This is a genomic window from Streptomyces sp. WM4235 (assembly GCF_001279725.1).
In the GTDB taxonomy this organism is placed as follows: Bacteria; Actinomycetota; Actinomycetes; order Streptomycetales; family Streptomycetaceae; genus Streptomyces.
In genome coordinates, this window is the sequence record NZ_LGDE01000159.1 from 25124 (window position 1) to 50414 (window position 25291).

Sequence of the window (25291 nt, forward strand, 5' to 3'; positions counted from 1 at the left end):
ATGTCCTCACTCAGGGTCCGCGCCCTGGTTCGACGTGTCCGGCGGCGAGAGTTCCTGGCTCCCGGGGCGCACGGGCGGTGTGCGCTCCCCGGTGACAGTGGCGGGACCGCGCCGGATTCGCACCGGACTTCCTCTCCATGCCGCCGTATTGGCTCGGGCAGTCCACCACGGCCCAGGAACGCCCGTCAACTTGCTGTTGACCTGCGGTGAGTGTGGGGCGACGGCATGCGAAAGCTCCCCCCGGGACGGACCCGGAGGGAGCTTTCGGACGTGCGACGTCAGCTGACGATCAGGTAGATCCCGAAGGTCACGGCCGCCGCGCAGAGCGCGAAACACGCGTAGGCGCCGCTGCGGGCCAGGGTCGCGGCCCCACCCTGCTCGGTGGCGGCCTCGTGCTTGGACAGGCCGACCAGACCCAGGGTGAAGAGGGCCACGAGGGCGACGGTGGCGGAGAGGCTGACCCCGAAGACGGAGCCGAGTGCTGCCCAGTCGATCTTCATACTGCGGAATCCTCTGTCGTTCTCGGGGGTCAGACCGCGGCGGCCGGAGCCGACGGGGTCGTCGGGGCCGCGGGAGCGGCGGCGGCCGGAATGGTGGCCCGGAGGTCGTCGTCCGCGGCGATCACGGCCGCGGCGGCCGGGGTCGGCGGGACGGTGACGGCCGCGATGGCCGTGGTGACCACGCCGGGCTCCTCGGTCGCGACCTCGGAGCCGGCGGGCTCCGCGGCGGTGACGTTGTGGTGGTCGACGACCTGACGGCGCGAGATGACCCAGATGGCGAAGCAGGACGCGACGAGGAAGACCGCGACGGCGGCGACGCCGATGTCACCGGTGCGCATGACCAGCTCGGCGCCGGCGGCGACGAGGGCGGCGGCCGGCAGGGTCAGGCCCCAGGCGATGAACATCCGGGTGGCGGTGGACCAGCGGACCACACCGCCCTTGCGACCCAGCCCCGCGCCCATGACCGCGCCGGAGCACGAGTGGGTGGTGGAGAGGGAGAAGCCGAGGTTCGAGGAGGCCAGGATGACGCTGGCGGCCGAGGTCTGGGCGGCGAAGCCCTGCTGCGGGTGCAGGTCGGTCAGGCCGCTGCCCATGGTGCGGATGATGCGCCAGCCGCCCAGGTAGGTGCCCATCGCGATGGCGAGACCGGCGGAGACGATGACCCAGACCGGCGGGTTGGACCCGGCGGGCAGGGCGTTCCCGGCGACGAGCGCCAGGGTGATGATGCCCATCGTCTTCTGCGCGTCGTTGGTGCCGTGCGCCAGCGAGACGAGGCCCGCGGAGGTGATCTGACCGGCCCGGAAGCCCTTGGCCGAGGTCTTCTCGCCGAGGTTCCTGCCGACCTTGTACGAGAGCTTCGTGGCCAGCATCGCGGCGACACCGGCGACCAGCGGCGCGGCGATGGCGGGCAGCAGCACCTTGGTGACGATCACGCCGCCGTTGACGGCGTCGAGACCGGCGGAGGCGACGGCCGCACCGATCAGGCCGCCCATGAGGGCGTGCGAGGAGCTGGAGGGCAGGCCGACCAGCCAGGTCACCAGGTTCCAGAGGATCGCGCCGACGAGCGCCGCGAAGATCACTTCGGGCTGGATGCCGCTCTCGTTGACGAGTCCGCTGGAGATCGTCTTGGCGACCTCCACCGACAGGAAGGCGCCGACCAGGTTCAGCACGGCGGACATGGCGACCGCCGTCTTGGGCTTGAGGGCGCCGGTCGAGATGGTGGTGGCCATCGCGTTGGCCGTGTCGTGGAAACCGTTCGTGAAGTCGAACACGAGAGCGGTGATGACCACGATCCCGAGGAGAAGCGTTATGTGCTCCATTTACCCAGGCTTCTGTTTGACGTCAGTGGTTCGGCGACCGTAGGCAACCTGAGTGAACGGAAGATGAACTGGATGGGGCCGGGTGGTGGATCAAGCCGAGGCTCGATCGGGCCGTATTTCCCGATTCCTTCGTAGATATATCGATTAATGCACGTCAGGGTGGGGTGAACACGCCGTCACGCGCGGGCGCTTCGGCCGGTCGGACACCCCCCGGGCGGACCCCGAAGTGACCTACATCACTCCCGCACCCGTCCCGCCGGCCACGTTCCGGTCCCGGTTCCGGTTGCCCGGCCGACGAAGCGGGGGGCATCCCCTCCGGTGGCCCCTCCGCCCTCCCGCGCCGAGACTGGAGCGGTGCGAACCGCCACGACGACGGCAGCGGCCGTCACCACGACCCTGATCGGTGCCGGCGCTGCCGCCGTCGCCGCCGGTCGGTACGCCGCCGACGCGGCCCTGCGACCCGAACCCGGCCGCCCGCTCCCCGGCGGCCCCCGCCTCAGCGTCCACTCCACCACCGCCGACCGGATCACGCTGACCCGCTCGCTCGCCTCCCTGCGCCCCGGCACCTACGGACTGGACGCGCCCGGCGTGCACGCGGTGGTCGGCCCCGTCGTCGCCGACGTCGCGCACGCCCCGGACACCGTCGTCCGGCGGCTGGTCGCCGTCACCCACGGCAGCCTCGAACCCGGAACCCGGGTCACCCTCACCCCCCAGGTGCACCTGGGCAACCCGCGCACCGCCCTCGGGCTCGACCACGCGGACGTGGACGTCCCCGGCGAGCTCGGCCCGCTGCCCGCCTGGTTCGTCCCCGCGGCCCGGGACACCTGGGTGATCACCGTGCACGGCCTCGGCGCCACCCGGGAACACCCGATGGTGGTCATGCCCTTCCTGCACCGCCACCACTTCCCCGTCCTCGACCTCGCCTACCGCGGCGACCTCGGCGCCCCCGCCTCCCCGGACGGCCTCGGCCACCTCGGCGAATCCGAATGGCGGGACCTGGACGCGGCCATCCGCTACGCCCTCCGCTACGGCGCCCGCCGCGTGATCCTGCACGGCTGGTCCACCGGGGCCGCCATGGCCCTGCGCGTCGTCGAGCGGTCGGCGCTGGCCGGTCGGATCTCGGGGGTGGTGCTCGACTCCCCGGTGCTCGACTGGCACGCCACCCTGCGGGGCCTGGCCGCCGCCCGCCGCACCCCCGCGCCGCTGATCCCGCTCGCCGTCCGGGCCGCCGAGGGCCGCGCCGGACTGCGGGCCGACCGACGCGCCCCGGGAACGGACCCCGACGCGCTCCGCGTCCCCGTCCTGATCTTCCACGGCCCGGACGACAGGCTCGCCCCGTGGGAGCCGTCCCGCAGGCTCGCCGCCGCCCGACCCGACCTCGTCACCCTGCGCACCGTTCCCGACGCCCCGCACGGCGCGATGTGGAACGCCGACCCCGCCGGCTACGAGGAGGCGTTGCGCCGCTTCCTCACCCCGCTCATGTGACGGGCGGGTGCCGGACGGGGCACGGAGGGCGGTTTGTTCCGTTCCATCCCCCCGGTGGCCGGCGGTAACGACCGCTTCCGTTTGGGCTTTCGGCCAGTGACGGGCGAGACTGCTTCCGTGACGTCCCGAAAGCCTGATGAGCAGTTGGCTCGCGACTCCAGACTCCGACTCGTCTCCCCGCGTTCCGTGGCCGCGGCCCGCAAGGCGGTGACCGACCGAAGGACCCGACCCGCCCCCCGGCCTCCGGCGGGCACACCCGCCACGGCCGACCTGGCGAACAGGGCCCGGGCCTCCCTCGCCGACGCGGTGCGGTTGGCCCGCTGGGCCGAGCTGCACCTCGGGGCGGGCGACGGCGGCCGGCCCGCACCGGCGGCGGGGCTGTCGACCGCCGACGTCGAACGGGCCGCGGCGGAACTGAACCTGACCCACGGCCAGATCCGGGTCGGCTGGGACCGCTCCAGACTCTCCGGTCTCGTCGAGGTGCACGGCGGCGACGCCCGGCCGGGCTGGCGGCTGCGCGCCTGGGACCGCGACGACACGGCCGTACTGCGCGGTTGGGTCGCCCTCTTCGACGCCTGGTCCCTCGTGCACCCGGCCCCCGCCGACATCGCCCCCGCCGTCGTCGCGGAAGTGGTCGAGGCCATGCCCCAACTGCTCTCGCTGCTCCAGCTGTCCGCCGGCCCGGTGACCGTCCCGGACCTGTTGGACCTGCTCGGCCAACGCGTCACCGAACTGCGCGACGAGCGCTGCGAAGTGCCCTACGGGACCTGCGTGAACGGCGACCCGGACGCGGCGACGGCCGGCGCGGTCACCGCGCAGGCGGTCCTCCCCGCGCAGGGCGCCCCCGCGCAGCCCGTTCCGCTCGCCCGGCTGCTGCGCTGGGCGCTCGGCGGCCTCGCCGCCGTGGACGCCGTCACCCTCGGCCCCGCACAGGCCGCCCTCACGCCCCTGGGCAGCTGGGCCGTCTGGGTCAAGCTGGAACAGATCTGCGTCGCCGCGCAGAGCCCCGCCGGGAACATCGAGCAGTCCGCCGCCGCGATGCTGCACGGCTGCGCCCGCCTCACCCCCGGGCCCGCCCGCGCCGAGTACCGGGCCTGGCTCGCCGCCCGGCCCGTCGGCCACGCCGTCGGTGAACTCCTCCAGGCCGCCCGCGGCGAGGACGCCCTGACGCGCGGACTCGCCTTCGAGGCCCTGCGCGTGGTCGGCGCCCCCGCCGAGCCCGACGTGCGCGCCGCCGTACGGGAACCCGCGCTGCGCCCGTACGCCCTGCTCTGGCTCGCCGAGCACGACGGGGTGGACCCGGACGAGGCGCAGGACGTGCTCACGGCCGAGGAGTCGACCTGGCTCTGGGTGGACACGGCGGCGGCCATCGCCGACCACGGCGAGGCCGAACTGCTGGCCCGCCACCTCGACTCGGCGGTCCGCACGACGGTCCCGCGGCTGCTGGACGAGGTCCGTGCCGTCGGCCACCCGCGCACCGTGCAGGTCCTGGTCGCGCTGGCCGCGGCCCACCCCGACCCCGCCCTGGCCAAGGCGGTCCGGCGGGCCGCCTTCCAGGTGCACACCGGCGGGGCGTAGCCCGCGTACGACAAAGACGCGCCGAAGGACGCGCCGCAGGGTCAGATCTGCGGCGCGTACGTCCCGAAGCTCCAGACGTTGCCCTCGGCGTCGCGCGCCATGTAGTCGCGCGATCCGTAGTCCTGGTCCGTGGGCTCCATCAGGATCTCCACCCCGTGCTCCACCGCTCTGCGGTGGTGGGCGTCCACGTCGTCGACGACCACGTACACCCCGGTCGGCCCGGCTTCCGCCATGACCTTGTCGAACTGTCCGCCGCGGCCCTTGCTGCCGAGCATCACCGCGCCGTTGCCGTAGGACAGTTCCGCGTGCATCACGGCCCCGTCCTCTCCCTCGTACACCGCGACCCGCGTGAACCCGAACGCCTCCGTCAGCAGTTGGATCGCGGTCTTGGCGTCGCGGTAGAGCAGAGTCGGGTAGACGGACGGAACACCTGCCATGACGATCACTCCCTCTCGTGCAGTGCGCCTGCGTGCCTGGACGGGTCCGTGACCAACGGCCTGTCACCGACGGCATGTGACCCACGACACAGCATGGCAGGCGCCACCGACAGTCAGCGGAAGGTGTTGCACTGGGCCATGTCGCCCGTCCGGTAGCCCTGGTAGAACCACTGCCGGCGTTGCTCGGCGCTGCCGTGCGTCCACGACTCCGGGGTGACCCGCCCCTGGAACTTCTCCTGGATCCGGTCGTCGCCGACCGCCGCCGCCGCGTCCAGACCGTCCTTGATGTCCTCGTCGGTCAGCTTCGTGATCAGCGGGCGCCCGGTGGACTCGTCCGGGGTGCGCGTGGCGTTGTGCGCCCACACCCCCGCGTAGCAGTCCGCCTGGAGCTCGACCTTGACCGCGTTGCTGTTCGCGCCCTGCCGGCCGTCCTGGGCCCGCTGGAGGGTGCCGGTCAGGTTCTGGATGTGGTGCCCGTACTCGTGGGCGACGACGTAGGCCTGGGCGAAGGGGCCGCCGCTCGCGCCGAACTTCGTCCGCAGCTCCTCGAAGAAGCCGAGGTCCAGGTAGACCTGCCGATCGGAGGGGCAGTAGAAGGGGCCGACCGCGGAGGTGGCCGCGCCGCACGCCGTGTTCACCCGGCCGGTGAAGAACACCGTCGAGGCCGGGCTGTACCGGCCCCCGCGCCTTTGGAACTCCTGCTTCCAGAAGTCCTGGGTGCTGTTGACCACCGCGACGAGCCGGCAGTCCTCACGGGTGTTCGCGTCCTGCCCCGTGCGGCAGGCCTGCTGTACCTGGCTCGCGGAAGAGGAGGTGGCCACCGGCTCGGGGTTGCCCTCGGTCAGCCCCAGCTGCTCGGGGCCCACGCCGAAGAGCAACCCCATGATCAGTGCGATCAAACCGACGATGCCGCCGCCGACCGTGGCCTTCCCGCCGGGGATGCGGCTGCCCCGCACGTCCTTGACCTCGGACGTGTCCAGATTGGCGTCGTCGTCGAACTGCATGCCGCACCGCCCTCGATTCCTCGTGTCCGCCCTGCGGCGAGTATCAACCCCTTCATCCTGATACGCGCCCCGGCTGATCGGCGTGGGCCCTGCGCCGAACGGGGGACACGGGGGAGGGGTCGCCGCCGGGCGTGATCGATGCCGGGCGGCCCGAAAAGTGGTTGCGCGCCCCCGTTAGAATGTCTCCATGGCAAATCTCCTCGCGGATTAGCGGCGTCGGAGTCCCGCGCGTCCTGCCCCCCTTCCGCCGTCCCCACCGCCCTGGAGTATTTCCGTGATCACCGCCACCGGCGTCGAGCTGCGCGCCGGCGCCCGCATCCTCATCGAGTCCGCCTCCTTCCGCGTCGCCAAGGGCGACCGCATCGGTCTGGTCGGCCGCAACGGGGCGGGCAAGACCACCCTCACCAAGTGCCTCGCGGGCGAGGGCCAGCCCGCCGGCGGCACGATCACCCGATCCGGTGAGGTCGGCTACCTGCCGCAGGACCCGCGCACCGGCGACCTCGACGTACTGGCCCGCGACCGGATCCTCTCCGCGCGCGGCCTCGACGTGCTGATCAAGAAGATGCGGATGAACGAGGAGCGCATCGCCACCGGCTCCGGAGGCACCCGCGACAAGGCGATGAAGCAGTACGAGCGCCAGGAGACCGAGTTCCTGACCAAGGGCGGGTACGCCGCCGAGGCGGAGGCCGCCACCATCTCGGCCGCCCTCGGCCTGCCCGACCGGGTCCTCGGCCAGCCGCTCCACACCCTCTCCGGTGGCCAGCGCCGCCGCGTCGAGCTGGCCCGCATCCTCTTCTCGGACGCCGACACCCTGCTCCTCGACGAGCCCACCAACCACCTCGACGCCGACTCCATCGTCTGGCTGCGCGACTACCTGAAGACCTACCGCGGCGGCTTCATCGTGATCTCCCACGACGTCGACCTGGTCGAGACCGTCGTCAACAAGGTCTTCTACCTGGACGCGAACCGCTCCCAGATCGACGTCTACAACATGGGCTGGAAGCTCTACCAGCAGCAGCGCGAGGCCGACGAGAAGCGCCGCAAGCGCGAGCGCCAGAACGCCGAGAAGAAGGCCGCGGCCCTGAACTCGCAGGCCGACAAGATGCGCGCCAAGGCCACCAAGACCGTCGCCGCGCAGAACATGGCCAAGCGCGCCGACCGGCTGCTCGCGGGCCTCGACGCCGTACGCGTCTCCGACAAGGTCGCCAAGCTCCGCTTCCCGGACCCGGCGCCCTGCGGCAAGACCCCGCTCACCGCCGAGGGCCTGTCGAAGTCCTACGGGTCCCTGGAGATCTTCACCGACGTCGACCTGGCCATCGACAAGGGTTCCCGCGTGGTCATCCTCGGTCTCAACGGCGCCGGCAAGACCACGCTGCTGCGCCTGCTCTCGGGCACCGAGAAGCCGGACACCGGCACGGTCGTCCCCGGTCACGGCCTCAAGCTGGGCTACTACGCCCAGGAGCACGAGACCCTGGACCCGGAGCGCACGGTCCTGGAGAACATGCGCTCCTCCGCGCCCGACCTGGACCTGGTCGCCGTCCGCAAGACGCTCGGCTCGTTCCTGTTCTCCGGCGACGACGTGGACAAGCCCGCGGGCGTGCTCTCCGGCGGCGAGAAGACCCGGCTGGCCCTGGCCACGCTGGTCGTCTCCTCGGCGAACGTGCTGCTCCTCGACGAGCCCACGAACAACCTGGACCCGGCCAGCCGCGAGGAGATCCTGGGCGCGCTGCGCACGTACAAGGGCGCCGTCATCCTCGTCACGCACGACGAGGGCGCGGTCGAGGCCCTGGAGCCGGAGCGGATCATCCTGCTGCCGGACGGGGTCGAGGACCTGTGGGGTCCGGACTACCGGGACCTGGTCGCCCTCGCCTGATCGCCTGACCTGATCGGCGCCTCGCAGGCCCGCCGAAGGGTTCCGGTTCGTTGATCCAGTTCCTTATGGATCATTCGGCCCACCTGTGATCCATCATCTGAGTGAGGCGGTCTCATCCCCTCGCACGGTGTTCGACGGCTCCGGCCCTACCCGCTCGGGTACGCGGCCGGAGCCGTCGCCTTTTCCGCAGCGACCTCCTGACCTGCTGATTCCCCTCAGAGGTGAAGGAATGTGACGGAGGTCATGCATCGGAAGAGAAGATTCCGTTCTGCTGCCGTGTCCACTCCTTGAGAAATGCCGTCGCACCGACCTTGCTGAATGGGTGGCCAGGAAGCGTGGGAGGGGTGATCATGAGAAGTCCAGAGCGCACTTCCCATGAGGAGGCACGGGTGGCCGAGACTCTGAAGAAGGGCAGCCGGGTAACCGGCGCCGCGCGCGACAAGCTCGCGGCAGACCTGAAGAAGAAATATGACTCCGGTGCGAGTATCCGGGCGCTGGCCGAGGAAACCGGTCGGTCGTACGGATTCGTACATCGGATGCTCAGTGAGTCCGGAGTCGTGCTGCGTGGTCGCGGTGGCGCGACGCGCGGCAAGAAAGCGGCCTCGGCCTGATCCGGCCGGAGACGCTCCACAGCTCCATGCGTGACGTTTGACGATCTGCTCAAACGGTTCCGAGGCTTTGACGGTTCCTTCGGTGACCCCCCGGTCGGTCATGTGGTCGGCTGGGTGGTTACTGTGCAGTCACTTAGGCCGGGCTCGCGGCCGACTACACACCGGAGGGCACCGACATGGCTCTGCTCGACAAGGACGGCGTACGGCTCACCGTCGACGACACGGTCGCCACGGTGACATTGACCAATCCGGCCAAGCGAAACGCTCAATCCCCCGCGCTCTGGCGGGCGTTGACGGAGGCCGGACGGTCGCTGCCGGGCACCGTTCGGGTCGTCGTGCTGCGCGGCGAGGGCAAGTCCTTCTCCGCAGGGCTCGACCGTCAGGCGTTCACCCCTGAAGGCTTCGAGGGTGAGCCGTCCTTCCTCGATCTGGCGCGCGGTTCGGACGAACTGCTCGACAGCACCATCGCCGAGTACCAGGAGGCATTCACCTGGTGGCGGCGCAACGACATCATCTCCGTCGCCGCCGTGCAGGGGCACGCGATCGGCGCCGGCTTCCAGCTCGCGCTCGCGTGCGACCTGCGCGTGGTGGCGGACGACGTCCAGTTCGCCATGCGCGAGACCAGCCTGGGACTGGTGCCCGACCTGGCCGGCACCCAGCCGCTGACCTCGCTCGTCGGCTACGCCCGCGCGCTGGAGATCTGCGCGACGGGACGTTCCGTGCACGCCGAGGAGGCCGAGCGGGTGGGCCTCGCGAACCTGGTGGTCGCCGTCGACGAGCTCGACGCGGCCGTCAAGGACCTGACCACCGCGCTCCTGGCCCCGCCGCGGGACGCGGTCATCGAGACCAAGGCCCTGCTCCGGGAGGCCACGGCCCGGCCGTACGACGCCCAGCGCACCGCGGAACGCGCTGCCCAGGCGCGTCGTCTGCGTGACCTGGCGGGGCTCTCCGACTGACCCCGAACCCTCCACGCCCCGACGGGGCCCGGACCCCCCGCGCACCGGCGCCGTGCGCGCGGGGGGACCGGGCCCCGTCGGCGTGTGCGGGATCGCCGCCGCACCCCGGCCCGGTCGGCGCCCAATGGTCGGCCCCGGGGGAGGCGGGCGGACGGCCGGGGGGTGGATCGATCGGCCCAGTCCACGGCGCGCCGGGGCCGCTTCGCGCTTACCGTGGTCGGGAGTCCGCAAGCGCGAAGGGACACACGATGACCGAATCCACAGCAGGGGGTTCCCACCGGGACCCGGCCGAACGGGGCCGCACCAGCATCGCCGACGGGGTGGTCGAGAAGATCGCCGGACTGGCCGCCCGCGAGGTGGTCGGCGTCCACGCGATGGGCAGCGGCACCGGCCTCTCCCGCACCTTCGGAGCCGTCCGCGACCGCGTTCCCGGCGGGGCGAAAGCCTCCGTGTCCCGGGGCGTCAAGGCGGAGGTCGGCGAGGTTCAGACGGCTCTCGATCTGGAGATCGTCGTCGACTACGGCGTGTCGATCCGCGACGTGGCCCGGGCCGTACGCGAGAACGTCATCTCGGCGGTCGAGCGCATGACGGGCCTGGAGGTCGTCGAGGTCAACATCGCGGTCAGTGACGTCAAGCTGCCCGACGAGGAAGACGACGAGCCGGAATCCAGGCTCCACTAGCCGAGAGGACCCGCATGAGCATGGCGGTTGCCGGCCTGCTGGCCGGCATGGGAATGGGGTTCGCCGGCTACTTCGGCGGCTTCGGTGCCTTTCTGCTGGTCGCCGCCCTCGGCGCCATCGGCTTCATCGTCGGCCGTTTCTTCGACGGCGACCTCGAACTCGGTGACCTGTTCCGCCCACGCGACGACCGGCGCAGGTGAGGCCCCGATGAGCACCAGCACCCCGCGGGCCACACCGGCCCGGGTGTCCGCAGCCGAGCGGGGATCCACCCGGATCGCGGACCGGGTCGTCGCCAAGATCGCGGCGCAGGCCGCACGCGAGGCGCTCGTCGGCGAGGCGGACGCGGCGGCGCCCCCACACGCCACCGTCACCGTCCACCACGACATCGCACGCGTCCGGGTGAGCCTGGAGCTGCCCTACCCGTCCGACGTCGCCGCCCAGAGCGCGGCCGTCCGCCGCCGGGTGGCCGAACGCATCGAACAGTGCGCGTCGATGACGGTGCCCGAGGTGGCCGTCGAGGTCGAGCACCTGCACCCCGCGCACCTCCGCCCGGCAACCGCCGGGCGGGACCGGCGGCTGCGGTGACGGCGGGTGCCCGCCGGTTCCGTTCCGAGCGCCGGATCCCGGCCGCGCTGACCGCGCTGGCCGTGCTCGGCGCGGCCGGAGTGCTCCTGTACGACCTGGCGGCCGTACGCGCCCACCGGCCCGGCATGGGCTGGCGCCGGGAACTCGCCCTCCAACTGGAGCGCTACACCCCCGCCGACCCGGAGGTCCTGATCGGCGCCGGGGTCCTGGCGCTGATCGGGGCGGTCCTGCTGGTGCTGGCGATCACCCCGGGGCTGCGCGGAATCCTGCAGATGCGCACCTCGGAGTCGGGGATGCGGGCCGGACTGGGGCGCAAGGCGGCCGGGCTGGTCCTGCGGGACCGGGCCATGGAGGTGTCCGGGGTGAACTCGGTGCGGGTCAAGGTGGGCCGGTCCCGCATCGGGGTACGGGCCACCTCGCACTTCCGCGAACTGGACGAGGTACGAGCCGACCTGGACGCGGTGCTCGCCGTCGGCATCGAGGAACTGGGCCTCGTGCACGAGCCGGGGCCCCGCGTACGGGTCAACCGGAAAGGGTGACGCGATGCTCGGCTCGGTCAACCGGGTACTGCTGGCCATCGTCGGAGCCGTGCTGCTGGCTGTCGGGATCACGGCGCTGACCGGATCCTGGCCGTTCGGCGGCCGGCACGCGCCGTTGCTGGCGGCGGAGGTCCGGCGACGGTACGGGGACGCGGACGGCTGGTGGTGGGCGCTGGTCGCCGGCCTGGGCCTGTGCGTGCTGCTCGCACTGTGGTGGCTGCTGGCACAACTGCGCAGGTCACGACTGGACGCCGTACTCGTGGACACCGGGGACGGGGCGTACGCGCTGCTGCGCGGGCGGGCGCTGGAGTCGGCGGTCGCCGCCGAGGCGGGGGCGCTCGACGGGGTCGCCCGCTGCCGGGTCGCGCTGCGCGGGCGCCGGGAGACACCGAGCCTGCGGGTCGCGCTGGAACTGGAGCCGCACGCGGTCCCCGCCGACGCCCTGGCCGGGCTCGCCGGCCCGGTCCTCGCCCACGCCCGTGCCTCGGCCGGCCTGCCCGAACTCCCCGCGGAGGCCCGGCTCAAGGTCGGCTCGCACCGGGCGGCCCGGGTCACCTGAGACCCGAGCCGCACGCCCGAGCCGCACGACCCGAGCCGCACGCCGAGGGGCGCGAGCCGTCGTCGGAAGCGGGCGTCAGAAGCCGTGGCGGAAGCCTCCGTCGATCGGCAGCATGACGCCCGTCAGGTACGAGGCCGCCGGGGACAGCAGGAAGGCCGCCGTGCGACCGAACTCCTCCGGGGTGCCGTAACGCCGCAGCGGGATGCGCGACTCGTTCGCCACCCTGGCGGCGTCCGCGTCGCCGGCCAGGGCGTCCAGCTCCCGTACCCGGTCCGTGTCGATCCGGGCCGGCAGCAGCCCGATCACCCGGATCCCGCGCGGGCCCAACTCCACCGACAGGGACTTCGCGAAGCCGGCCAGTCCCGGCCGCAGTCCGTTCGAGATCGTCAGCCCGGGGATCGGCTCGTGCACCGAGCCCGACAGCACGAACCCGATGACGCCGCCCTCGCCCAGCTCGGCCGCCGCGGCGCGCGCGAGCCGGACCGCGCCCAGGAAGACCGACTCGAAGGCGGCGGCCCACTGTTCGTCGGTGTTGTCCGCGGCCGTGCCCGGGGCCGGGCCGCCGACGCTGATCAGGATGCCGTCGAGGCGCCCGAAGCGTTCCCGGGCCTCGGCGACGAGGCGGGCGGCCGCCGCGGGATCGGCGTTGTCCGCCGCCACTCCCACCGCGTTCGGGCCCAGGGAGGCGGCGGCGTCCGCCGCGCGCCCGGCGTCGCGGCCGGTCAGTACGACTTTCGCGCCGTCGGCCGTCAGCTCGCGCGCGGAGGCGAAGCCCAGCCCGCGGGTGGCTCCGGTGACGACGTAGACACGGTCCTTCAGTCCAAGATCCATGCCCGACACGCTACGCCGAAGCGGGCACCGATTCCGAGGAGGCCTTGGCCGCCGCCTCCGCGCGGTCCCGCTTCTCCCGGCGTACCAGGATCACCCACCCCACCGGCACTCCGGCCGTGAACATCCACCACTGGATCGCGTACGCCATGTGCGCGCCGATCGAGTCGTGGTCGGGGTCGCCCACCGGCTCCGGGCTGTCGTTCGCCGGGACCGGTGCGGTGAGTTCCAGGTAGCCGCCGAGGACGGTCCGGCCCACGGATTCCGCCTGCTGCGTGCTGTTGATCAGCATCACCTGGCGGTCCGGCAGCCCCTTGCGGTCCCTGATCCCGCTGTCGCCGCTCGTCTCGTCGGCCTTCAGCCGACCGGTGACCGTGATCTCGCCCTTGGGCGCGGCCGGCACCGGCGGGTAGGCGCGCGCGTCGTCGCCGCCCGCCACCCAGCCGCGGTTGACCAGGACGACCCGGCCGTCGCGCAGCACCAGCGGGGTGATGACGTGGAAGCCGACCTTGTCGTCGTTGTTGGTCCGGCGGCGGACCACGACCTCGTGCTCCGCGTCGTACGTACCCGTCGCGGTGACCGCGCGCCAGTAGTCGGCCCGGGGGACGGTGTGACCGGGGGAGGTGAGCTCGGTGACGGGCACCGGCTTCCCGTACAGGTTCCTCGCGATCAGCTCGTTCTGCGCCACCCGGTGCTCGTGGCGGTGGAACTGCCAGAAGCCCAACTTGATCATCGCCGGGATGAGGGCGAGGGCGATGAGGGTCAGGCACACCCACTGCCGGGTCAGTACAAAGCGGTACACGCCCTCGACGTTACCCCCAGCCGAGAAGACCCCGGCGGCCGGGTGGCCGTCCGGGGCCCGGATGGAGGGTTCGGGTGACGACGGGTTCGGCGGCCGACGGGTTCGGTAGCCGATGGGTTCCAGGACGACCGGTCGGGAGCGACGCGGAGTCAGACGTGATCGACGATGCCCGCCTTTCCGGCAGCGCGGGCGCAGTGCGCCCCGCAGTACCACTGGCCCTCGACGTCGACGCCCTGCCCGATGATCTGGACCCGGCAGTGCTCGCAGATGGGCGCCATGCGGTGAATGGCGCAGGAGAAGCAGTCGAAGACGTGCACCGCGCCCTGCGCGTGCACCTCGAAGGACATCCCGTAATCGTTTCCGCAGACCTCACAACGTGCCATGCGCCACAGGGTGGAACCGGACGGGCGGACCGGGAAGGAGGGCGCCGGGCGAGTCGCGTGACGCTCACCCGTCTGCCGCAGCCACGTCCCGCAGCAGGTGGGTGAAGGCGGCCTCGTCGAGGACCGGGGTGCCGAAGGACTTCGCCTTGACGGTCTTCGAGGTCGAGGAGTCGGGGTCGTTGGTGACGAGCAGGCTCGTGAGCCGCGACACACTCGTCGCGACGTGCAGGCCGGCCTCGATCGCCCGGTCCTCCAGCAGCTCCCGGTCCACGGAGGTGTCCCCGGAGAACGCGATCCGCATGCCCTGCTTGAGGGGTTTGCCGTCCTCGAACCGACCCGGGTTGGGGTAGGGGCACGCGGGCCGCTTGCGGGAGGCCCGCCAACTGGTCGCGCCGAACGGCCCCTGGTAGCCGACCCGGGGGGCGGCCGGCGTGTCCGACCACTCCGTCAACGGCCGGCACTCCAGCAGGGGCAGCCGTACGTTGTCCCGCGCGGCGGCGTGCAGCGACGGACGGAAGGCCTCCGCGAGCACCCGGGCGTCGTCGAGCGCGTGGTGGGCGCGTTGCTGGACCACGCCGAAGTGCGCGGCGAGGGACTCCAGCTTGTGGTTGGGCAGCGGCAGTTTCAGTTCCTTCGACAGGGCGATGGTGCACAGCCGCTGGCGGACGGGCGCCGTCGTGGCGGCCCGCGCGTACTCCCGGGAGATCATCTGCCAGTCGAAGATGGCGTTGTGGGCGACGAGCACACGGTCCGCGAGGCGACCCGCGAACTCCTCGGCGATGTCCTCGAAGAGCGGCGCGTCCTGGAGCATGGCGCTGGTGAGGCCGTGGATCCAGACCGGGCCCGGATCCCTGCGCGGGTTGACCAGCGTGTACCAGTGGTCCTCCACGTTGCCCTGCGCGTCGAGCCGGTAGACGGCCGCGGACACTATCCGGTCGTCGCGAGCGAGCCCGGTGGTCTCCACGTCGACGACCGCGTACCCCTGTGGGTACGCGGTCGGCCACATCGTCTCTGCGGTCGTACGGTCGTCGAGCATGGTCACAGAGGATATCGGCCCCGACTGACACCCGTGGCCCCGCCGGGGTACCCGGGCCGTCGACCGGGGGCGGCGACGAGGTCACCCGAGGGCCGCGACGAGGTCAGCCGCCGCGAGCCGTTCGAGCCGGCGCGGGTCGCGGCGGCGGGGACAGGAGGGCGCTCACGAGTGCCCGTACCGAGAGCAGGAACAGCCGTTCCGGGTCGGCCGGGCGGGCCAGGGCCCGGGCGAGCGCCCGGTCGTCGGGGGCCGCGGCGGGGTCCCAGAGCTCGCTCTCGGCGGGGGATTGGACGGGCGAGCGCTCGCGGTTGCGTTCGACCAGCAGGAAGCCGACGATCTGGAACTGGATCGCGCGGACCGCGTCGGCGGCCCGTGCCCCGCGCAGTCCGGCGGCGTGTACCTCGTGGACCAGGGCCTGTTGGGCGGGCAGGAACATCCGCTCGGTGAGACCTCGTTCGTGGACCATCGCGATCAGGTGGGGGCGTTCGCGCAGTTCCCGGCGCAGGGTCCGGGCCACGGAGAGGATCCGGTCGGCCGGGGTGCGGCCCGCGCCGGGCCCGCCGGACGGGGTGCGGGGCAGGATCGCGCCCATGTCCCGGACGGTCCGCTCCACGAGGGCGTCGAGCAGCGATTCGCGGTTGCCGACGTGCCAGTAGATGGAGGTGACCGCCGTGCCCAGTTCGGCGGCGAGTTTGCGCATGGTGAGTGCCGCCGGGCCGTGCTGCTTGACCAGCGACGAGGCCGCCTCCAACACCTCCTCGCGGGTCAGCGCGTTTCGGGCCATGAGGGAGGCCGCCAATCTGTCGGACCGTCACTTCCGGTGTGTGCGTGGGTCTTTACCCTTCATCGTCGACGGTGTAACTGTGTTACAGAACCCCCGGGAAACCCAGCGAAGGGTGGTACACCCATGGCACGCGTACGGTACGGAGCGCGCACCGAGGCGGAGATCGCGGCGTCGCGCGAGAAGAGCTCGAAGCTCCCGGACATCTGGTCCACCGGGGTGGTGGCGGTCTGGGAGAGCGACCCGGACGTGGTCGCGGCCGTCCTGCCGCCACCGCTCAAGCCCGCCGAGCGGCCCCTCGTACGAGCCAACATCAGCAAGGTCGACCTGCCCGGCTACCCGCTCGGCGCGGGCTCCGTGGCCGTGGCCGCCCGGCACGGCGGCGTCGAGGGCTGGTACCCGCTCGTCATGCCGATGACGCACGAGCGGGCCCTGGTCGGCGGCCGTGAGGTGTTCGGGGAGCCCAAGAAGCTGGGCGAGGTCACCGTCGAGCGGGACGGGCTCGTCGTACGGGCCGCCCTCGCCCGGCACGGGATCGCCTTCGTCGAGGTGCGCGGGGCGGTGGACCGCGCGCTGCCCCTGCCCGCACCCGCCACCAAGACCGACTTCTACTTCAAGTTCCTGCCCGCCGTGGACGGTTCGGGCTTCGACGTCGAGCCCGTCCTCGTGCACTGCACCCGCAACGAGAAGGTCCGCAAACTGGAGCACGTCACCGGTGACGTGGTGTTGCGCGAATCGATGTTCGACCCGGTCGCGGATCTTCCCGTACGCCGTCTCGTGGAGATCACCATCGGGGAGAAGACCACCGACCAGCGGGGCAGGGTCGTCGAGCGGGTCAGCGCCCAAGCCCTGCTCCCGTACGTCCACCAGCGCTACGACGACCCGATGCAGATCCTCGACGGCCCCCCGGAAGGCAGCGTCTGAGATGCGACTCGAACCGGGACAGGTGGCCGTCGTCACCGGCGCCGCGAGCGGCATCGGCCTCGCCATGGCCCGCCGCTTCGCCGCCGAGGGGCTGAAGGTGGTCCTCGCCGACGTGGAGGAGGGCGCCCTGCGCAAGGCCGCCGACGAACTGACGGCCGACGGCGCGGAGGTCCTCGCCCGGCCCGTCGACGTCAGCGACCGGGATTCCGTCATCGCCCTCGCCGACGCCGCGTACGAGGCCTTCGGCGCCGTCCACGTCCTGTGCAACAACGCGGGCGTCGGCTCCGGCGCCGAGGGCCGCATGTGGGAGCACGAACCCAACGACTGGAAGTGGGCCTTCTCCGTCAACGTCTGGGGCGTCTTCCACGGGATCCAGGCCTTCGTCCCGCGCATGCTCGCCGGCGGCGCACCCGGCCACGTCGTCAACACCTCCTCCGGCGACGGCGGCATCGCCCCGCTGCCCACCGCCTCCGTGTACGCCGTCACCAAGGCGGCGGTGGTCACCATGACCGAGTCGCTCTACGCCCACCTCAAGGCGGAGGGCGCCCGGGTCGGGGCCTCCGTCCTCTTCCCCGGGCCGCACATGCTGCGCACCGGACTGTGGGAGTCGCACCGCAACCGGCCCGACCGCTACGCGAAGGAACGGCCGCGCAAGTCCCCGTACCGCAGCCTCGACCAGTACGAGACGGCGATGCGCGAGGCCGGCCACGCGGTGGAGTTCACCCCGGTCGAGGAGGTCGCCGAGCACGTCGTCGAGGGCATCCTCGCCGACCGGTTCTGGATGCTCCCGGCCAGTGAGCACAGCGACCGGCAGATCCGCGCCCGGTCACGGTCGATGCTCGACCGCGCCAACCCCGCCTACCTGGAAAGTTTCATCCTCGACTGAGGAGCGTCCGTCGTGAGCGACACCCCGTACGAAGACCCGTACCTGATCATCTCCTCCGACTGCCACGCGGGCCTGCCCACCGAGCAGTACCGCCCCTACCTCGACAGCGCCTTCCACCGCGAGTTCGACGAGTTCCTCGGTCAACGCGACGCGCGCCGCGAGGAGGCCACCCGCCTCGGCGTGCGCAACGAGGCCTTCGCCGAGAAGTGGTTCCACGACCACGAGGAAGGCCTCAAGGGCGGCTGGGACGTGGGCCGACGCCTCAAGGAACTCGACGGCGACGGCGTGGCCGCCGAGGTCGTCTTCCCCGACGCGGACGCCGTCGACAGCCAGACCGCCGCCCCCTTCGGCGTGGGCCTGGGCCTGTCCGGCGACCAGGACCCCGCACTGGGCATGGCGGGTGCGCGGGCGCACAACCGCTGGCTCGCCGAGTTCGTGTCCCGGAACCCCGAACGACACTGCGGCGTCGCCCTGCTGCCCATCACGGGCGAACCCGCCGAGGTGGTCGCGGAGATCCACCGGGCCAAGGAGTCCGGGCTCGGCGCGTTGATGATCCCCTCGATGTGGGTGGACAAGGCGCCCTACCACGACCGCCGCTACGACCCCGTGTGGGCGGCGGCGGCCGAGACCGCGATGCCCGTCGTCACGCACTCGGGGGCCGCGCCCCGCCACGAGTACGGCGACCACCTCGGCATCTACGTCTCCGAGGTCACCTGGTGGCCCTCGCGGCCCCTGTGGTTCCTCCTGTGGTCCGGGGTCTTCGAACGCCACCCCGGCCTGAGGTTCGGCATCGCCGAGTCCGGCTGCTGGTGGCTGCCCAACCAACTGTGGTTCATGGACCGCCTCTACCTCGGCGCGCACGGCGGCAAGAAGCTCTCGCCCTTCGCCGAGCTGACGCGCCCGCCGAGCGAGTACCTGGACCGCCAGGTGTTCATCTGCGCCACGAACACCAAGCGCCGCGAACTCGCCCAGCGTTACGAGATCGGCGTCGACAACATCCTGTGGGGCTCGGACTTCCCGCACCCCGAGGGGACCTGGCCGCACACCCGCACCTGGCTGAAGAACACCTTCCACGACATCCCCGTCGACGAGACCCGCCGCATGCTGGGCCTGGCCGCCGCCGACGTCTTCGGCTTCGACACGGCGCGGCTCGCCCCCATCGCCCACCGGATCGGGCCGACCCCGGCGGAGCTCGGCCAGCCCACCGACCAGGCGGCCGTACGTGCCTCCTGGGCCCGCTCGCGGGAGGTGGGCCGGCACTGGCTCACCGGACACGACTTCCCGACGCTGGGGGTCTCGTGACGACGCCGGCCGAGGACCGCTACACCGTCGTCTCGGCGGACTGCCACGCGGGCGCCGACCTGCTGGACTACAAGCCGTACCTGGAGAAGCGCCACCACGACGAGTTCGACGCCTGGGCGGCCTCGTACGTGAACCCGTACGAGGACCTCCTCGCGGACACCGCCGACCGGAACTGGAACTCCCGGCGCCGACTGGCGGAACTCGAAGCCGACGGCATCGTCGCGGAAGTCCTCTTCCCGAACACGATCCCGCCCTTCTTCCCGTCCGCCGCCCTGATGGCCCCGGCGCCCACCCGCGAGGAGTTCACCCTGCGCTGGGCGGGCCTGCGGGCCCACAACCGGTGGCTGGCCGACTTCTGCGACGACGCCCCGGGACGCCGCGCCGGTGTCACCCAGATCCTGCTGAACGACGTCGACGAGGCGGTGAAGGAGATCCGCCGCACCCGCGACGCCGGCCTGACCGGCGGGATCCTCCTGCCGGGCGCGCCCCCGGGCAGCGGCGTCCCCGAGCTGTACTCCGCCGCCTACGACCCCATCTGGGCGGTGTGCGACGAGCTGGAGGTCCCGGTCAACCACCACGGCGGCTCGGCCTCGCCCCCGCTGGGGGACGAGCCGGCGGCCCGGGCGGTCTTCATGGTGGAGACCACCTGGTTCTCCCACCGCGCCCTGTGGCACCTGATCTTCGGCGGCGCCTTCCGCCGGCACCCAGGCCTCCGGCTCGTCCTGACGGAACAGGGCTCCGGCTGGATCCCCGGCGTGATGGAGATGCTCGACTACTACCACGGCCGTCTGGTCGCCGCCTCGGCCACCGCGGAGGCCAAGTTCGGCGCGGGTCTGGCCCGGTCCATGGGCAAGGGGCCGAGCGAGGTGTGGCGGGACAACTGCTTCGTGGGGGCCAGCTTCATGCGCCCCCACGAGGTCCCGCTGCGCCACCGGATCGGCCTCGACAAGATCATGTGGGGTTCCGACTACCCCCACGACGAGGGCACCACGCCGTTCTCCCGCGAAGGCCTCCGCATCGCCTACGCGGGCCTGCCCCGCGAGGAGGTGGCCGCCATGGTCGGCGGGAACGCGGCCCGCGTCTACGGCTTCGACCTCGCCCGGCTGGACACGGTCGCGGCCACGTGCGGCCCGCTGGTCTCGGAGATCGCCGAGCCGCTGACGGAGATCCCCCCGGCCGCCACCAGCCCGGCCTTCGCCCGAGGGGGCTCGGTGCGGGTCTGGTAGATCCCGCCTATCCCGCCTATCCCGCCGGACCGGCCTGGTCCGGTGAATCGGCCCGGTCCGGCGAACCGGCGGTCCCGCCGGAGCGGCTCAGTCCCTGCGGACGAGCCACTCCGGCGCGATCCGTTCCGCCCCGCTCACGTTCGTGCCCCGGTGCACCTCGACGACCAGGCCCTCCAGATCCGCGAGCGGCGACAGGTCCACCGTGCCCAGGCACTCGCTCAGCACCAGCCGCCGCAACCCCCGGAACGCGCGCAACGGCTCCAACGTCCCCTCCAGCGCACACCTGATCAGGGTCAGCCGGGTCAGCCGCTCGTAGGGCAGGAGCGCCTCGATCGCCACCGGCGCGGCATGCCGGATCTGCAACCCGTCCAGGTCCGGCAGCGGCAGCTCCCGCGTCAACTGCCGGTACTGGCCGCTCCCGGCGATCGTCAGCGTCCGCACCCCGGGCCACCGGTCGATCCCGTCCAGCGTCATCCGGCGGGCGCCCTGCCAGATGTGCAGCGCGGCCAGGGTCTCCGCCGCCGGGACGTCCCCGATCCGCCGCTGCTCCGGCTCGAACCCGATGACCAGGGAGCGCAACCCCGCGGCCCCGGCCAGCGGGGCCAGCGAGAGTCCGTCCCGCAGGTAGCCGAAGGCGAGGCTGTCCGCCGCCAGCTCGGTCACCACCTCGACCCCGGTCACCTGCGGGCAGTCCAACACCCCCAGATGGCGCAGCGTCGGATGCCCGGCCAGCGGGGACAGGTCGGTCAGCCCCGGATTGCGGTGCATGACCAGCCACTCCAGGTCCCGCCGGCCCGAGATCGCCGGCGGGATCGGGCCGTCCCAGGTCAGGTGGACCCGGTGGATGTGCCGCAACCGCTCGTAGGTCGCCAACTGCTCGGCCGTGCGCAGGTGCAGGTGGCCCTCGCGTACGGGCGCCCCGGACAGCACCGCGTCCGCGTACGCCTCGTTGGGGAAGCGCCCCCACGAGTCCGACAGCTCGTGCACCACCTCGTACCGGTCGTCCGACCGGAACCCCGCGATGACCTGGAGTGCCCGGTCCCCGCCGACCAGCGCGGCCGTCCGGATCGTCGCGGCTGCCTCGTCCTCGGTGAGGTCGGCCGGTTCCGGCAGAAGTTCCAGGACCAGTTCCCCCGCCTTGGCCAGCTCCTCGGCCTGCGCGGCCGAACGCGGCGGCAGCAGGTGCGCCGTACGGGTCTCCACCTCGTGCCACACCTCCGGGTCCAGCTCGGGGGCGTGCTCCAGACAGGCCGCCGCCAGCAGCACCAGCCGGCTGCGGTCCCGTTCGTTCTCGTCGGCCCGCCGCAGCAACTCCCGCAGCAGGTGGGCCCGTTCGTCGGGTCTGGCGTGTCCGACCGCCATCCGGATCACGTCGTCCCAGGTGTCCTCGTGCGCGTTGCGCACCAGCACGCCGAAGTCCCGCGCCTCCACGGCCGCCTTCGCCCCCAGGTAGTCCTGGAAGACGCGGTGGACGAACTGCACGGAATCCGGCACCGGTTCCCGGAGCAGGCCGGAGCGGATCAGCAGATGCCGGAACACCCTGCGCGCACTGCCCTGCGCCCGGACCTGCGGCATCGCGTCGAGCCACTCGCCGACCATCTCGATCGCCTCCTCGAAGGAGGCCACCAACTGCCCGTTGCGGATGAGCCAGTACGCCAGCCGCTGGAGCAGCACCGTCTGCTCGTCCCGGCTGAGGTAGACGCCCTCGACCCCCGCTATGTCCCGCTCGGTGTCCCGGCGGACCAGGAGCATGTCCAGCGCGGCGTCGTACAGCTCCTTGCGGGCCCGGGGCAGATGCATCCGCCGGTCCCGGTTCAGGGCGCACAGCAGGGCGCACATCAGCGGGTTGGTGGCCAGTCGGCCGAGGTCCCGGCGCGTGCTCACCGCCTGGATGAGCGACTTCTCGTACGTGTCGAGCTGCTCCCGCTCCTGCCCGGAGACGCCCTCCGCCCGGGCGGAGTCGTGCCAGTGCGTGATGAAGGCCCCGACGCCGTCCCGCTCCATGGGCAGCAGCGACAGGGGGGAGAAGCCGTGCCCGGTCAGCCAGTCCTCCGGGACGGCCGAGGGGCGGGTGGTGATCACGAACCGGGCCGTGGGATAGGCGATGAGCAGGGCCCGGAGCCAGGTCTCCGTCCGGTCGCGCAGGCGGGGCGGGACCTCGTCCACCCCGTCGACCAGGACCAGCGCCCGCCCGGCGGAGAGGAGGGACTCCACCCAGCCGTCCGGTGCCCGCAGCGGCACCCCGGTCGCGCTCAGCCAGTCCTGCGGCATCGGCAGCCCCGCGGGGGAGTTGAAGGACCGCAGCGGCAGCACGAAGGGGACGAGGAGGTTCCAGTCCCGCAGTCCGGGGCCGAAGGTGCGGCGGGCGGAGTTCAGGGCCAGCCACTGCACGAGGGTGCTCTTGCCCGAGCCCGCCGGACCGCGCAGCAGCACCCGCTCGGAGGCGCCGAGGGCCAGTTCGGTGCTCATAGGGGTGGTCCGGCCCGGTTCCTCCAGGAGTCGCTCGCCGCTGACCGCCAGGCTGATGTACGCCCGGTCCAGCGGCCACTCCCGGCGGGCCTGACTGAAGGTGAGCCCGAACAGTTGGAGTCGCCCGTGCGCCTCGGCGATGTACCGGCCGTACCGCTCCTCGAAGGCGAGCGCCGCGCGGTCGCCGGTGTGCGAGAGCCGGTCCACCGCCCGGGCCAACTCGGCCATCCGGCGGACCAGTTCCACGTCCGCCCGGGCGGAGAAGCCCGGCAGGGTGGTCGCGTACTCCACCACGTGCGTGCAGCACAGTTCGACGAGCCGGCGGTGGACGGACTCCGCGGCCTCGCTCAGGCCCGCCGCGCGGGGCGGCGGGATCGCCGCCGCCAGGGCCGCCGGTCGCAGGTCCGCGGCGAAGAGGGCGTCGGCGTCCAGCCGGCCCACCATGGCGAAGGTGTCGGCCACCGAGTCCACCACGGCCGACCGCTCGTGGTCCGGCAGCCGGGCCGCCTCCTCGCCCAGGCGGGAGGCCAGGGTGCGGGTGAGTCGGCGGATCTCGGGGTCGCCCAGTTCCGTCGGTCGGCGCAGGCGGCCGGCGGGACGGGCGGGGTGGGCGGTCAGGCCGGCGCCGGGGGCCCGGGCGAGGAGGGATTTCAGCAGGGTGGTCGCCGCCGTGCCCGCGACCCGTAAGAGAACCGTCTCGAAACCTGTCATGCCCTGGCCTTCCCCTCGACCTCGCCATCATCGCTCGAACCGCCGGTAACACCGATGGATACCGATCGGTAACAACCTCTAGCGGCAGCCCCGAGCCCCGCTCTATGGTGCGGACATGCCGAACCTGCCCGATGTCGTGCTGTGGTCCATACCAGCCTTCGTGCTGCTCACCGTCATCGAGGTGGTCAGTTACCGGCTCCATCCCGACGAGGATGCCGCCGGCTACGACACCAAGGACGCCGCCACGAGCATCACCATGGGGCTGGGCAGCATCGGCTTCGACCTGCTCTGGAAGATCCCGGTCGTCGCGGTCTTCACCGCCGTCTACGAACTCACCCCGCTGCGCGTGCCGTTCCTGTGGTGGACCGCCCTGCTGATGCTCCTCGTCCAGGACTTCCTGTACTACTGGCAGCACCGCCTCCACCACGTGATCCGCATCCTGTGGGCCTGCCACGTGGTCCACCACAGCAGCAAGCGGTTCAACCTCACCACCGCCCTGCGCCAGCCCTGGACCAGTGCCACCACCTGGTGGTTCTACCTGCCCATGGTGGCGCTCGGCGTCCACCCGGCGGCGATCCCGTTCTGCTACGGAATCAACCTGCTCTACCAGTTCTGGGTCCACACCGAGCGCATCGGGAAGCTGCCGCGGCCCTACGAGTACGTCTTCAACACCCCCTCCCACCACCGCGTCCACCACGCCTCGCAGGGCGGCTACCTGGACCGCAACTTCGGCGGCATCCTGATCATCTGGGACCGTCTGTTCGGGTCCTGGGTCGGGGAGACCGACCGGCCCGTCTACGGGCTCACCAAGAACATCGCCACCCACAACCCGCTGCGCGTGGCCACCCACGAATACGCCGCCATCGCCCGCGACGTACGCGCCGCCGGAAGTTGGAGCGAGCGCGCCGGCCGGGTCTTCCGCGGCCCCGGCTGGCAGCCCGCCGCGGCCACCGCCCCGGGCTCCCCGCCCACCGCCCCCGTTCCCGCCCCGGGCTCCCCGGGCGGCGAACCGGCACCGGCATCGGCGCCGCAGCCCCCACAGCCCTCGTCTGCCTCGCCTGCCTCGTCGAAGGCCCCCGCCTCCGAGCACGCCGCGTGAGCGCCACCGAGTCCCGCACGCCGTCCTGGGCGCGGGACACCGCGTCCGGCGGCGGACGACGGGCCCTCGCCGGCCGGATCGCCCTCGCCGGGTTCGCCGTGGCCGCGGCCGTCGACCTCGGCTCGCTCCTCGCCGACTGGCACCTCGGGCACGTCATCGCCAAACCGCTGCTGATGCCGCTGCTCGTCGCCCACGTGATCGCGCTCGGCGCCCCCCGACTGCTGGTCGCCGCCCTGCTGTTCGGCTGGGGCGGGGACCTGGCGCTCCTCTTCGACGCCGATGCCGCGTTCCTGGTCGGCATGGGCTCCTTCGCCCTCGGTCACGTCTGCTACCTCGTGCTCTTCGGCCGGCGCGCGACCAACCCGCTCCTCGGCGGCGCGTACGCCCTCGCCCTCGTCGCCACCGTCGCGCTGCTCTGGAGCGACCTGCCGGCCGAGCTGCGCGTCCCCGTCGCCGGATACAGCCTGCTGCTCACCGCCATGGCCTACCGCTCCAGTGCCCTCGGAGTGCGTGCCGGGATCGGCGGCGCGCTGTTCCTGCTGTCCGACACCCTCATCGCGACCGGGGTCGCCGAGTGGCCCCAGTTGCCCCGGCCCGACTTCTGGATCATGGCCACCTACCTGGCGGCCCAGTACCTGCTGGCCACCGGCGTGCGCCCCCGGGAGGCAGGCGTACGGTAGGGGAGCCCACAAGGCGGGTCCTGCCCACACCACCCCCC

At 72.4% G+C, this 25291-nt stretch carries 26 protein-coding genes and 1 riboswitch; of the genes, 16 read left to right on the forward strand and 10 right to left on the reverse strand.

Annotation, left to right across the window (positions count from 1 at the left end):
• Positions 1 to 48: 48 nt before the first annotated feature.
• A riboswitch (cobalamin riboswitch) is annotated at positions 49 to 135 on the reverse strand.
• Positions 136 to 278: 143 nt separating this feature from the next.
• Positions 279 to 500 (reverse strand): hypothetical protein, encoded by a 222-nt coding sequence (locus tag ADK55_RS13985; protein WP_053678577.1) that lies wholly within the window; start codon positions 498 to 500, stop codon positions 279 to 281.
• A 29-nt stretch (positions 501 to 529) separates the two neighbouring features.
• A complete protein-coding gene (locus ADK55_RS13990; protein WP_053678579.1) occupies positions 530 to 1819 on the reverse strand; it encodes an inorganic phosphate transporter in 1290 nt (429 codons plus the stop codon).
• 354 nt (positions 1820 to 2173) lie between these two features.
• On the opposite strand from ADK55_RS13990, the gene ADK55_RS13995 reads away from it, so the two are divergent.
• The gene (locus ADK55_RS13995) at positions 2174 to 3304 is read left to right on the forward strand and encodes an alpha/beta hydrolase family protein (RefSeq protein ID WP_053678581.1); all 1131 of its coding nucleotides are present in this window, start codon (positions 2174 to 2176) and stop codon (positions 3302 to 3304) included.
• 117 nt (positions 3305 to 3421) lie between these two features.
• Complete coding sequence (locus ADK55_RS14000) at positions 3422 to 4882, forward strand: hypothetical protein (protein ID WP_078998903.1); 1461 nt, start codon at positions 3422 to 3424, stop codon at positions 4880 to 4882.
• A gap of 41 nt (positions 4883 to 4923) precedes the next feature.
• On the opposite strand, the gene ADK55_RS14005 is transcribed toward ADK55_RS14000, so the two are convergent.
• Both ADK55_RS14005 and ADK55_RS14010 read right to left on the reverse strand, forming a co-directional pair.
• Positions 4924 to 5319, reverse strand: coding sequence for a VOC family protein (locus ADK55_RS14005; protein ID WP_053678680.1), 396 nt, complete (start codon positions 5317 to 5319; stop codon positions 4924 to 4926).
• Positions 5320 to 5432: 113 nt separating this feature from the next.
• Entirely contained in the window at positions 5433 to 6323 is an 891-nt protein-coding gene (locus ADK55_RS14010) for a neutral zinc metallopeptidase (RefSeq protein WP_053678583.1), read from the reverse strand.
• 274 nt (positions 6324 to 6597) lie between these two features.
• Between ADK55_RS14010 and ADK55_RS14015 the strand changes: the two genes are divergently transcribed.
• From ADK55_RS14015 to amaP, 8 genes are all read left to right on the forward strand, one after another.
• Positions 6598 to 8196: an ABC-F family ATP-binding cassette domain-containing protein gene (locus ADK55_RS14015; RefSeq protein WP_053678585.1), complete on the forward strand. Its 1599-nt coding sequence runs from the start codon at positions 6598 to 6600 to the stop codon at positions 8194 to 8196.
• Positions 8197 to 8585: 389 nt separating this feature from the next.
• On the forward strand, positions 8586 to 8807 hold the full coding sequence (locus ADK55_RS14020) for a helix-turn-helix domain-containing protein (protein WP_005319113.1): 222 nt from the start codon (positions 8586 to 8588) through the stop codon (positions 8805 to 8807).
• 176 nt (positions 8808 to 8983) lie between these two features.
• Positions 8984 to 9763 carry an enoyl-CoA hydratase/isomerase family protein gene (locus tag ADK55_RS14025; protein ID WP_053678587.1) on the forward strand — a complete coding sequence of 260 codons (780 nt, stop codon included), beginning with the start codon at positions 8984 to 8986 and terminating at the stop codon, positions 9761 to 9763.
• A gap of 248 nt (positions 9764 to 10011) precedes the next feature.
• On the forward strand, positions 10012 to 10443 hold the full coding sequence (locus ADK55_RS14030; RefSeq protein ID WP_053678589.1) for an Asp23/Gls24 family envelope stress response protein: 432 nt from the start codon (positions 10012 to 10014) through the stop codon (positions 10441 to 10443).
• Between the two features lie 14 nt (positions 10444 to 10457).
• The gene (locus tag ADK55_RS14035) at positions 10458 to 10643 is read left to right on the forward strand and encodes a hypothetical protein (protein ID WP_053678591.1); all 186 of its coding nucleotides are present in this window, start codon (positions 10458 to 10460) and stop codon (positions 10641 to 10643) included.
• Positions 10644 to 10650: 7 nt separating this feature from the next.
• A complete protein-coding gene (locus tag ADK55_RS14040; protein WP_053678593.1) occupies positions 10651 to 11028 on the forward strand; it encodes an Asp23/Gls24 family envelope stress response protein in 378 nt (125 codons plus the stop codon).
• Positions 10926 to 11567, forward strand: a complete 642-nt coding sequence (locus ADK55_RS14045; RefSeq protein ID WP_385257398.1) for a DUF6286 domain-containing protein — start codon at positions 10926 to 10928, stop codon at positions 11565 to 11567. The genes ADK55_RS14040 and ADK55_RS14045 overlap by 103 nt, the downstream gene beginning before the upstream one ends.
• Positions 11568 to 11571: 4 nt before the next feature.
• Positions 11572 to 12126 carry an alkaline shock response membrane anchor protein AmaP gene (gene amaP, locus ADK55_RS14050; RefSeq protein ID WP_053678597.1) on the forward strand — a complete coding sequence of 185 codons (555 nt, stop codon included), beginning with the start codon at positions 11572 to 11574 and terminating at the stop codon, positions 12124 to 12126.
• A 75-nt stretch (positions 12127 to 12201) separates the two neighbouring features.
• On the opposite strand, the gene ADK55_RS14055 is transcribed toward amaP, so the two are convergent.
• The 5 genes from ADK55_RS14055 to ADK55_RS14075 all read right to left on the reverse strand — a co-directional run bounded on the left by ADK55_RS14055 (position 12202) and on the right by ADK55_RS14075 (position 15959).
• Positions 12202 to 12957, reverse strand: a complete 756-nt coding sequence (locus ADK55_RS14055; RefSeq protein ID WP_053678682.1) for an SDR family oxidoreductase — start codon at positions 12955 to 12957, stop codon at positions 12202 to 12204.
• Positions 12958 to 12967: 10 nt separating this feature from the next.
• Positions 12968 to 13756 (reverse strand): SURF1 family protein, encoded by a 789-nt coding sequence (locus ADK55_RS14060; protein WP_053678599.1) that lies wholly within the window; start codon positions 13754 to 13756, stop codon positions 12968 to 12970.
• A 149-nt stretch (positions 13757 to 13905) separates the two neighbouring features.
• Positions 13906 to 14139 carry a hypothetical protein gene (locus ADK55_RS14065; protein WP_078998905.1) on the reverse strand — a complete coding sequence of 78 codons (234 nt, stop codon included), beginning with the start codon at positions 14137 to 14139 and terminating at the stop codon, positions 13906 to 13908.
• 64 nt (positions 14140 to 14203) lie between these two features.
• Positions 14204 to 15181, reverse strand: a complete 978-nt coding sequence (locus tag ADK55_RS14070; protein WP_053678603.1) for a DEDDh family exonuclease — start codon at positions 15179 to 15181, stop codon at positions 14204 to 14206.
• Positions 15182 to 15278: 97 nt separating this feature from the next.
• Positions 15279 to 15959 carry a TetR/AcrR family transcriptional regulator gene (locus ADK55_RS14075; protein ID WP_053678605.1) on the reverse strand — a complete coding sequence of 227 codons (681 nt, stop codon included), beginning with the start codon at positions 15957 to 15959 and terminating at the stop codon, positions 15279 to 15281.
• 123 nt (positions 15960 to 16082) lie between these two features.
• On the opposite strand from ADK55_RS14075, the gene ADK55_RS14080 reads away from it, so the two are divergent.
• From ADK55_RS14080 to ADK55_RS14095, 4 genes are read left to right on the forward strand one after another with little or no spacing between them, the layout of a single operon-like run.
• The gene (locus ADK55_RS14080; RefSeq protein WP_053678607.1) at positions 16083 to 16880 is read left to right on the forward strand and encodes an acetoacetate decarboxylase family protein; all 798 of its coding nucleotides are present in this window, start codon (positions 16083 to 16085) and stop codon (positions 16878 to 16880) included.
• Between the two features lies 1 nt (position 16881).
• Complete coding sequence (locus ADK55_RS14085) at positions 16882 to 17766, forward strand: SDR family NAD(P)-dependent oxidoreductase (protein ID WP_053678609.1); 885 nt, start codon at positions 16882 to 16884, stop codon at positions 17764 to 17766.
• Between the two features lie 12 nt (positions 17767 to 17778).
• Entirely contained in the window at positions 17779 to 19068 is a 1290-nt protein-coding gene (locus ADK55_RS14090) for an amidohydrolase family protein (RefSeq protein WP_053678611.1), read from the forward strand.
• Positions 19065 to 20294 (forward strand): amidohydrolase family protein, encoded by a 1230-nt coding sequence (locus ADK55_RS14095; RefSeq protein WP_053678613.1) that lies wholly within the window; start codon positions 19065 to 19067, stop codon positions 20292 to 20294. The genes ADK55_RS14090 and ADK55_RS14095 overlap by 4 nt, the downstream gene beginning before the upstream one ends.
• 87 nt (positions 20295 to 20381) lie before the next feature.
• Here the strand turns inward: ADK55_RS14095 and ADK55_RS14100 are convergent, their stop codons facing one another.
• Positions 20382 to 23474: an NACHT domain-containing protein gene (locus ADK55_RS14100; RefSeq protein WP_053678615.1), complete on the reverse strand. Its 3093-nt coding sequence runs from the start codon at positions 23472 to 23474 to the stop codon at positions 20382 to 20384.
• A 115-nt stretch (positions 23475 to 23589) separates the two neighbouring features.
• Between ADK55_RS14100 and ADK55_RS14105 the strand changes: the two genes are divergently transcribed.
• Both ADK55_RS14105 and ADK55_RS14110 read left to right on the forward strand, forming a co-directional pair.
• Positions 23590 to 24573, forward strand: a complete 984-nt coding sequence (locus ADK55_RS14105) for a sterol desaturase family protein (protein WP_053678617.1) — start codon at positions 23590 to 23592, stop codon at positions 24571 to 24573.
• A complete protein-coding gene (locus tag ADK55_RS14110) occupies positions 24570 to 25253 on the forward strand; it encodes a lysoplasmalogenase (protein ID WP_053678619.1) in 684 nt (227 codons plus the stop codon). Before ADK55_RS14105 ends, ADK55_RS14110 begins: the two co-directional genes overlap by 4 nt.
• The last annotated feature ends 38 nt before the right edge of the window (positions 25254 to 25291 follow it).

Excerpts from the sequence above, each read along its gene's own strand:
- ADK55_RS13985 (WP_053678577.1), bottom strand. The coding sequence starts at position 500 with ATGAAGATCGACTGGGCAGCACTCGGCTCCGTCTTCGGGGTCAGCCTC.
- ADK55_RS13990 (WP_053678579.1), bottom strand. The coding sequence starts at position 1,819 with ATGGAGCACATAACGCTTCTCCTCGGGATCGTGGTCATCACCGCTCTC.
- ADK55_RS14005 (WP_053678680.1), bottom strand. The coding sequence starts at position 5,319 with ATGGCAGGTGTTCCGTCCGTCTACCCGACTCTGCTCTACCGCGACGCC.
- ADK55_RS14010 (WP_053678583.1), bottom strand. The coding sequence starts at position 6,323 with ATGCAGTTCGACGACGACGCCAATCTGGACACGTCCGAGGTCAAGGAC.
- ADK55_RS14025 (WP_053678587.1), top strand. The coding sequence starts at position 8,984 with ATGGCTCTGCTCGACAAGGACGGCGTACGGCTCACCGTCGACGACACG.
- ADK55_RS14030 (WP_053678589.1), top strand. The coding sequence starts at position 10,012 with ATGACCGAATCCACAGCAGGGGGTTCCCACCGGGACCCGGCCGAACGG.
- ADK55_RS14035 (WP_053678591.1), top strand. The coding sequence starts at position 10,458 with ATGAGCATGGCGGTTGCCGGCCTGCTGGCCGGCATGGGAATGGGGTTC.
- ADK55_RS14040 (WP_053678593.1), top strand. The coding sequence starts at position 10,651 with ATGAGCACCAGCACCCCGCGGGCCACACCGGCCCGGGTGTCCGCAGCC.
- amaP (WP_053678597.1), top strand. The coding sequence starts at position 11,572 with ATGCTCGGCTCGGTCAACCGGGTACTGCTGGCCATCGTCGGAGCCGTG.
- ADK55_RS14055 (WP_053678682.1), bottom strand. The coding sequence starts at position 12,957 with ATGGATCTTGGACTGAAGGACCGTGTCTACGTCGTCACCGGAGCCACC.
- ADK55_RS14065 (WP_078998905.1), bottom strand. The coding sequence starts at position 14,139 with ATGGCACGTTGTGAGGTCTGCGGAAACGATTACGGGATGTCCTTCGAG.
- ADK55_RS14075 (WP_053678605.1), bottom strand. The coding sequence starts at position 15,959 with ATGGCCCGAAACGCGCTGACCCGCGAGGAGGTGTTGGAGGCGGCCTCG.
- ADK55_RS14080 (WP_053678607.1), top strand. The coding sequence starts at position 16,083 with ATGGCACGCGTACGGTACGGAGCGCGCACCGAGGCGGAGATCGCGGCG.
- ADK55_RS14085 (WP_053678609.1), top strand. The coding sequence starts at position 16,882 with ATGCGACTCGAACCGGGACAGGTGGCCGTCGTCACCGGCGCCGCGAGC.
- ADK55_RS14100 (WP_053678615.1), bottom strand. The coding sequence starts at position 23,474 with ATGACAGGTTTCGAGACGGTTCTCTTACGGGTCGCGGGCACGGCGGCG.
- ADK55_RS14105 (WP_053678617.1), top strand. The coding sequence starts at position 23,590 with ATGCCGAACCTGCCCGATGTCGTGCTGTGGTCCATACCAGCCTTCGTG.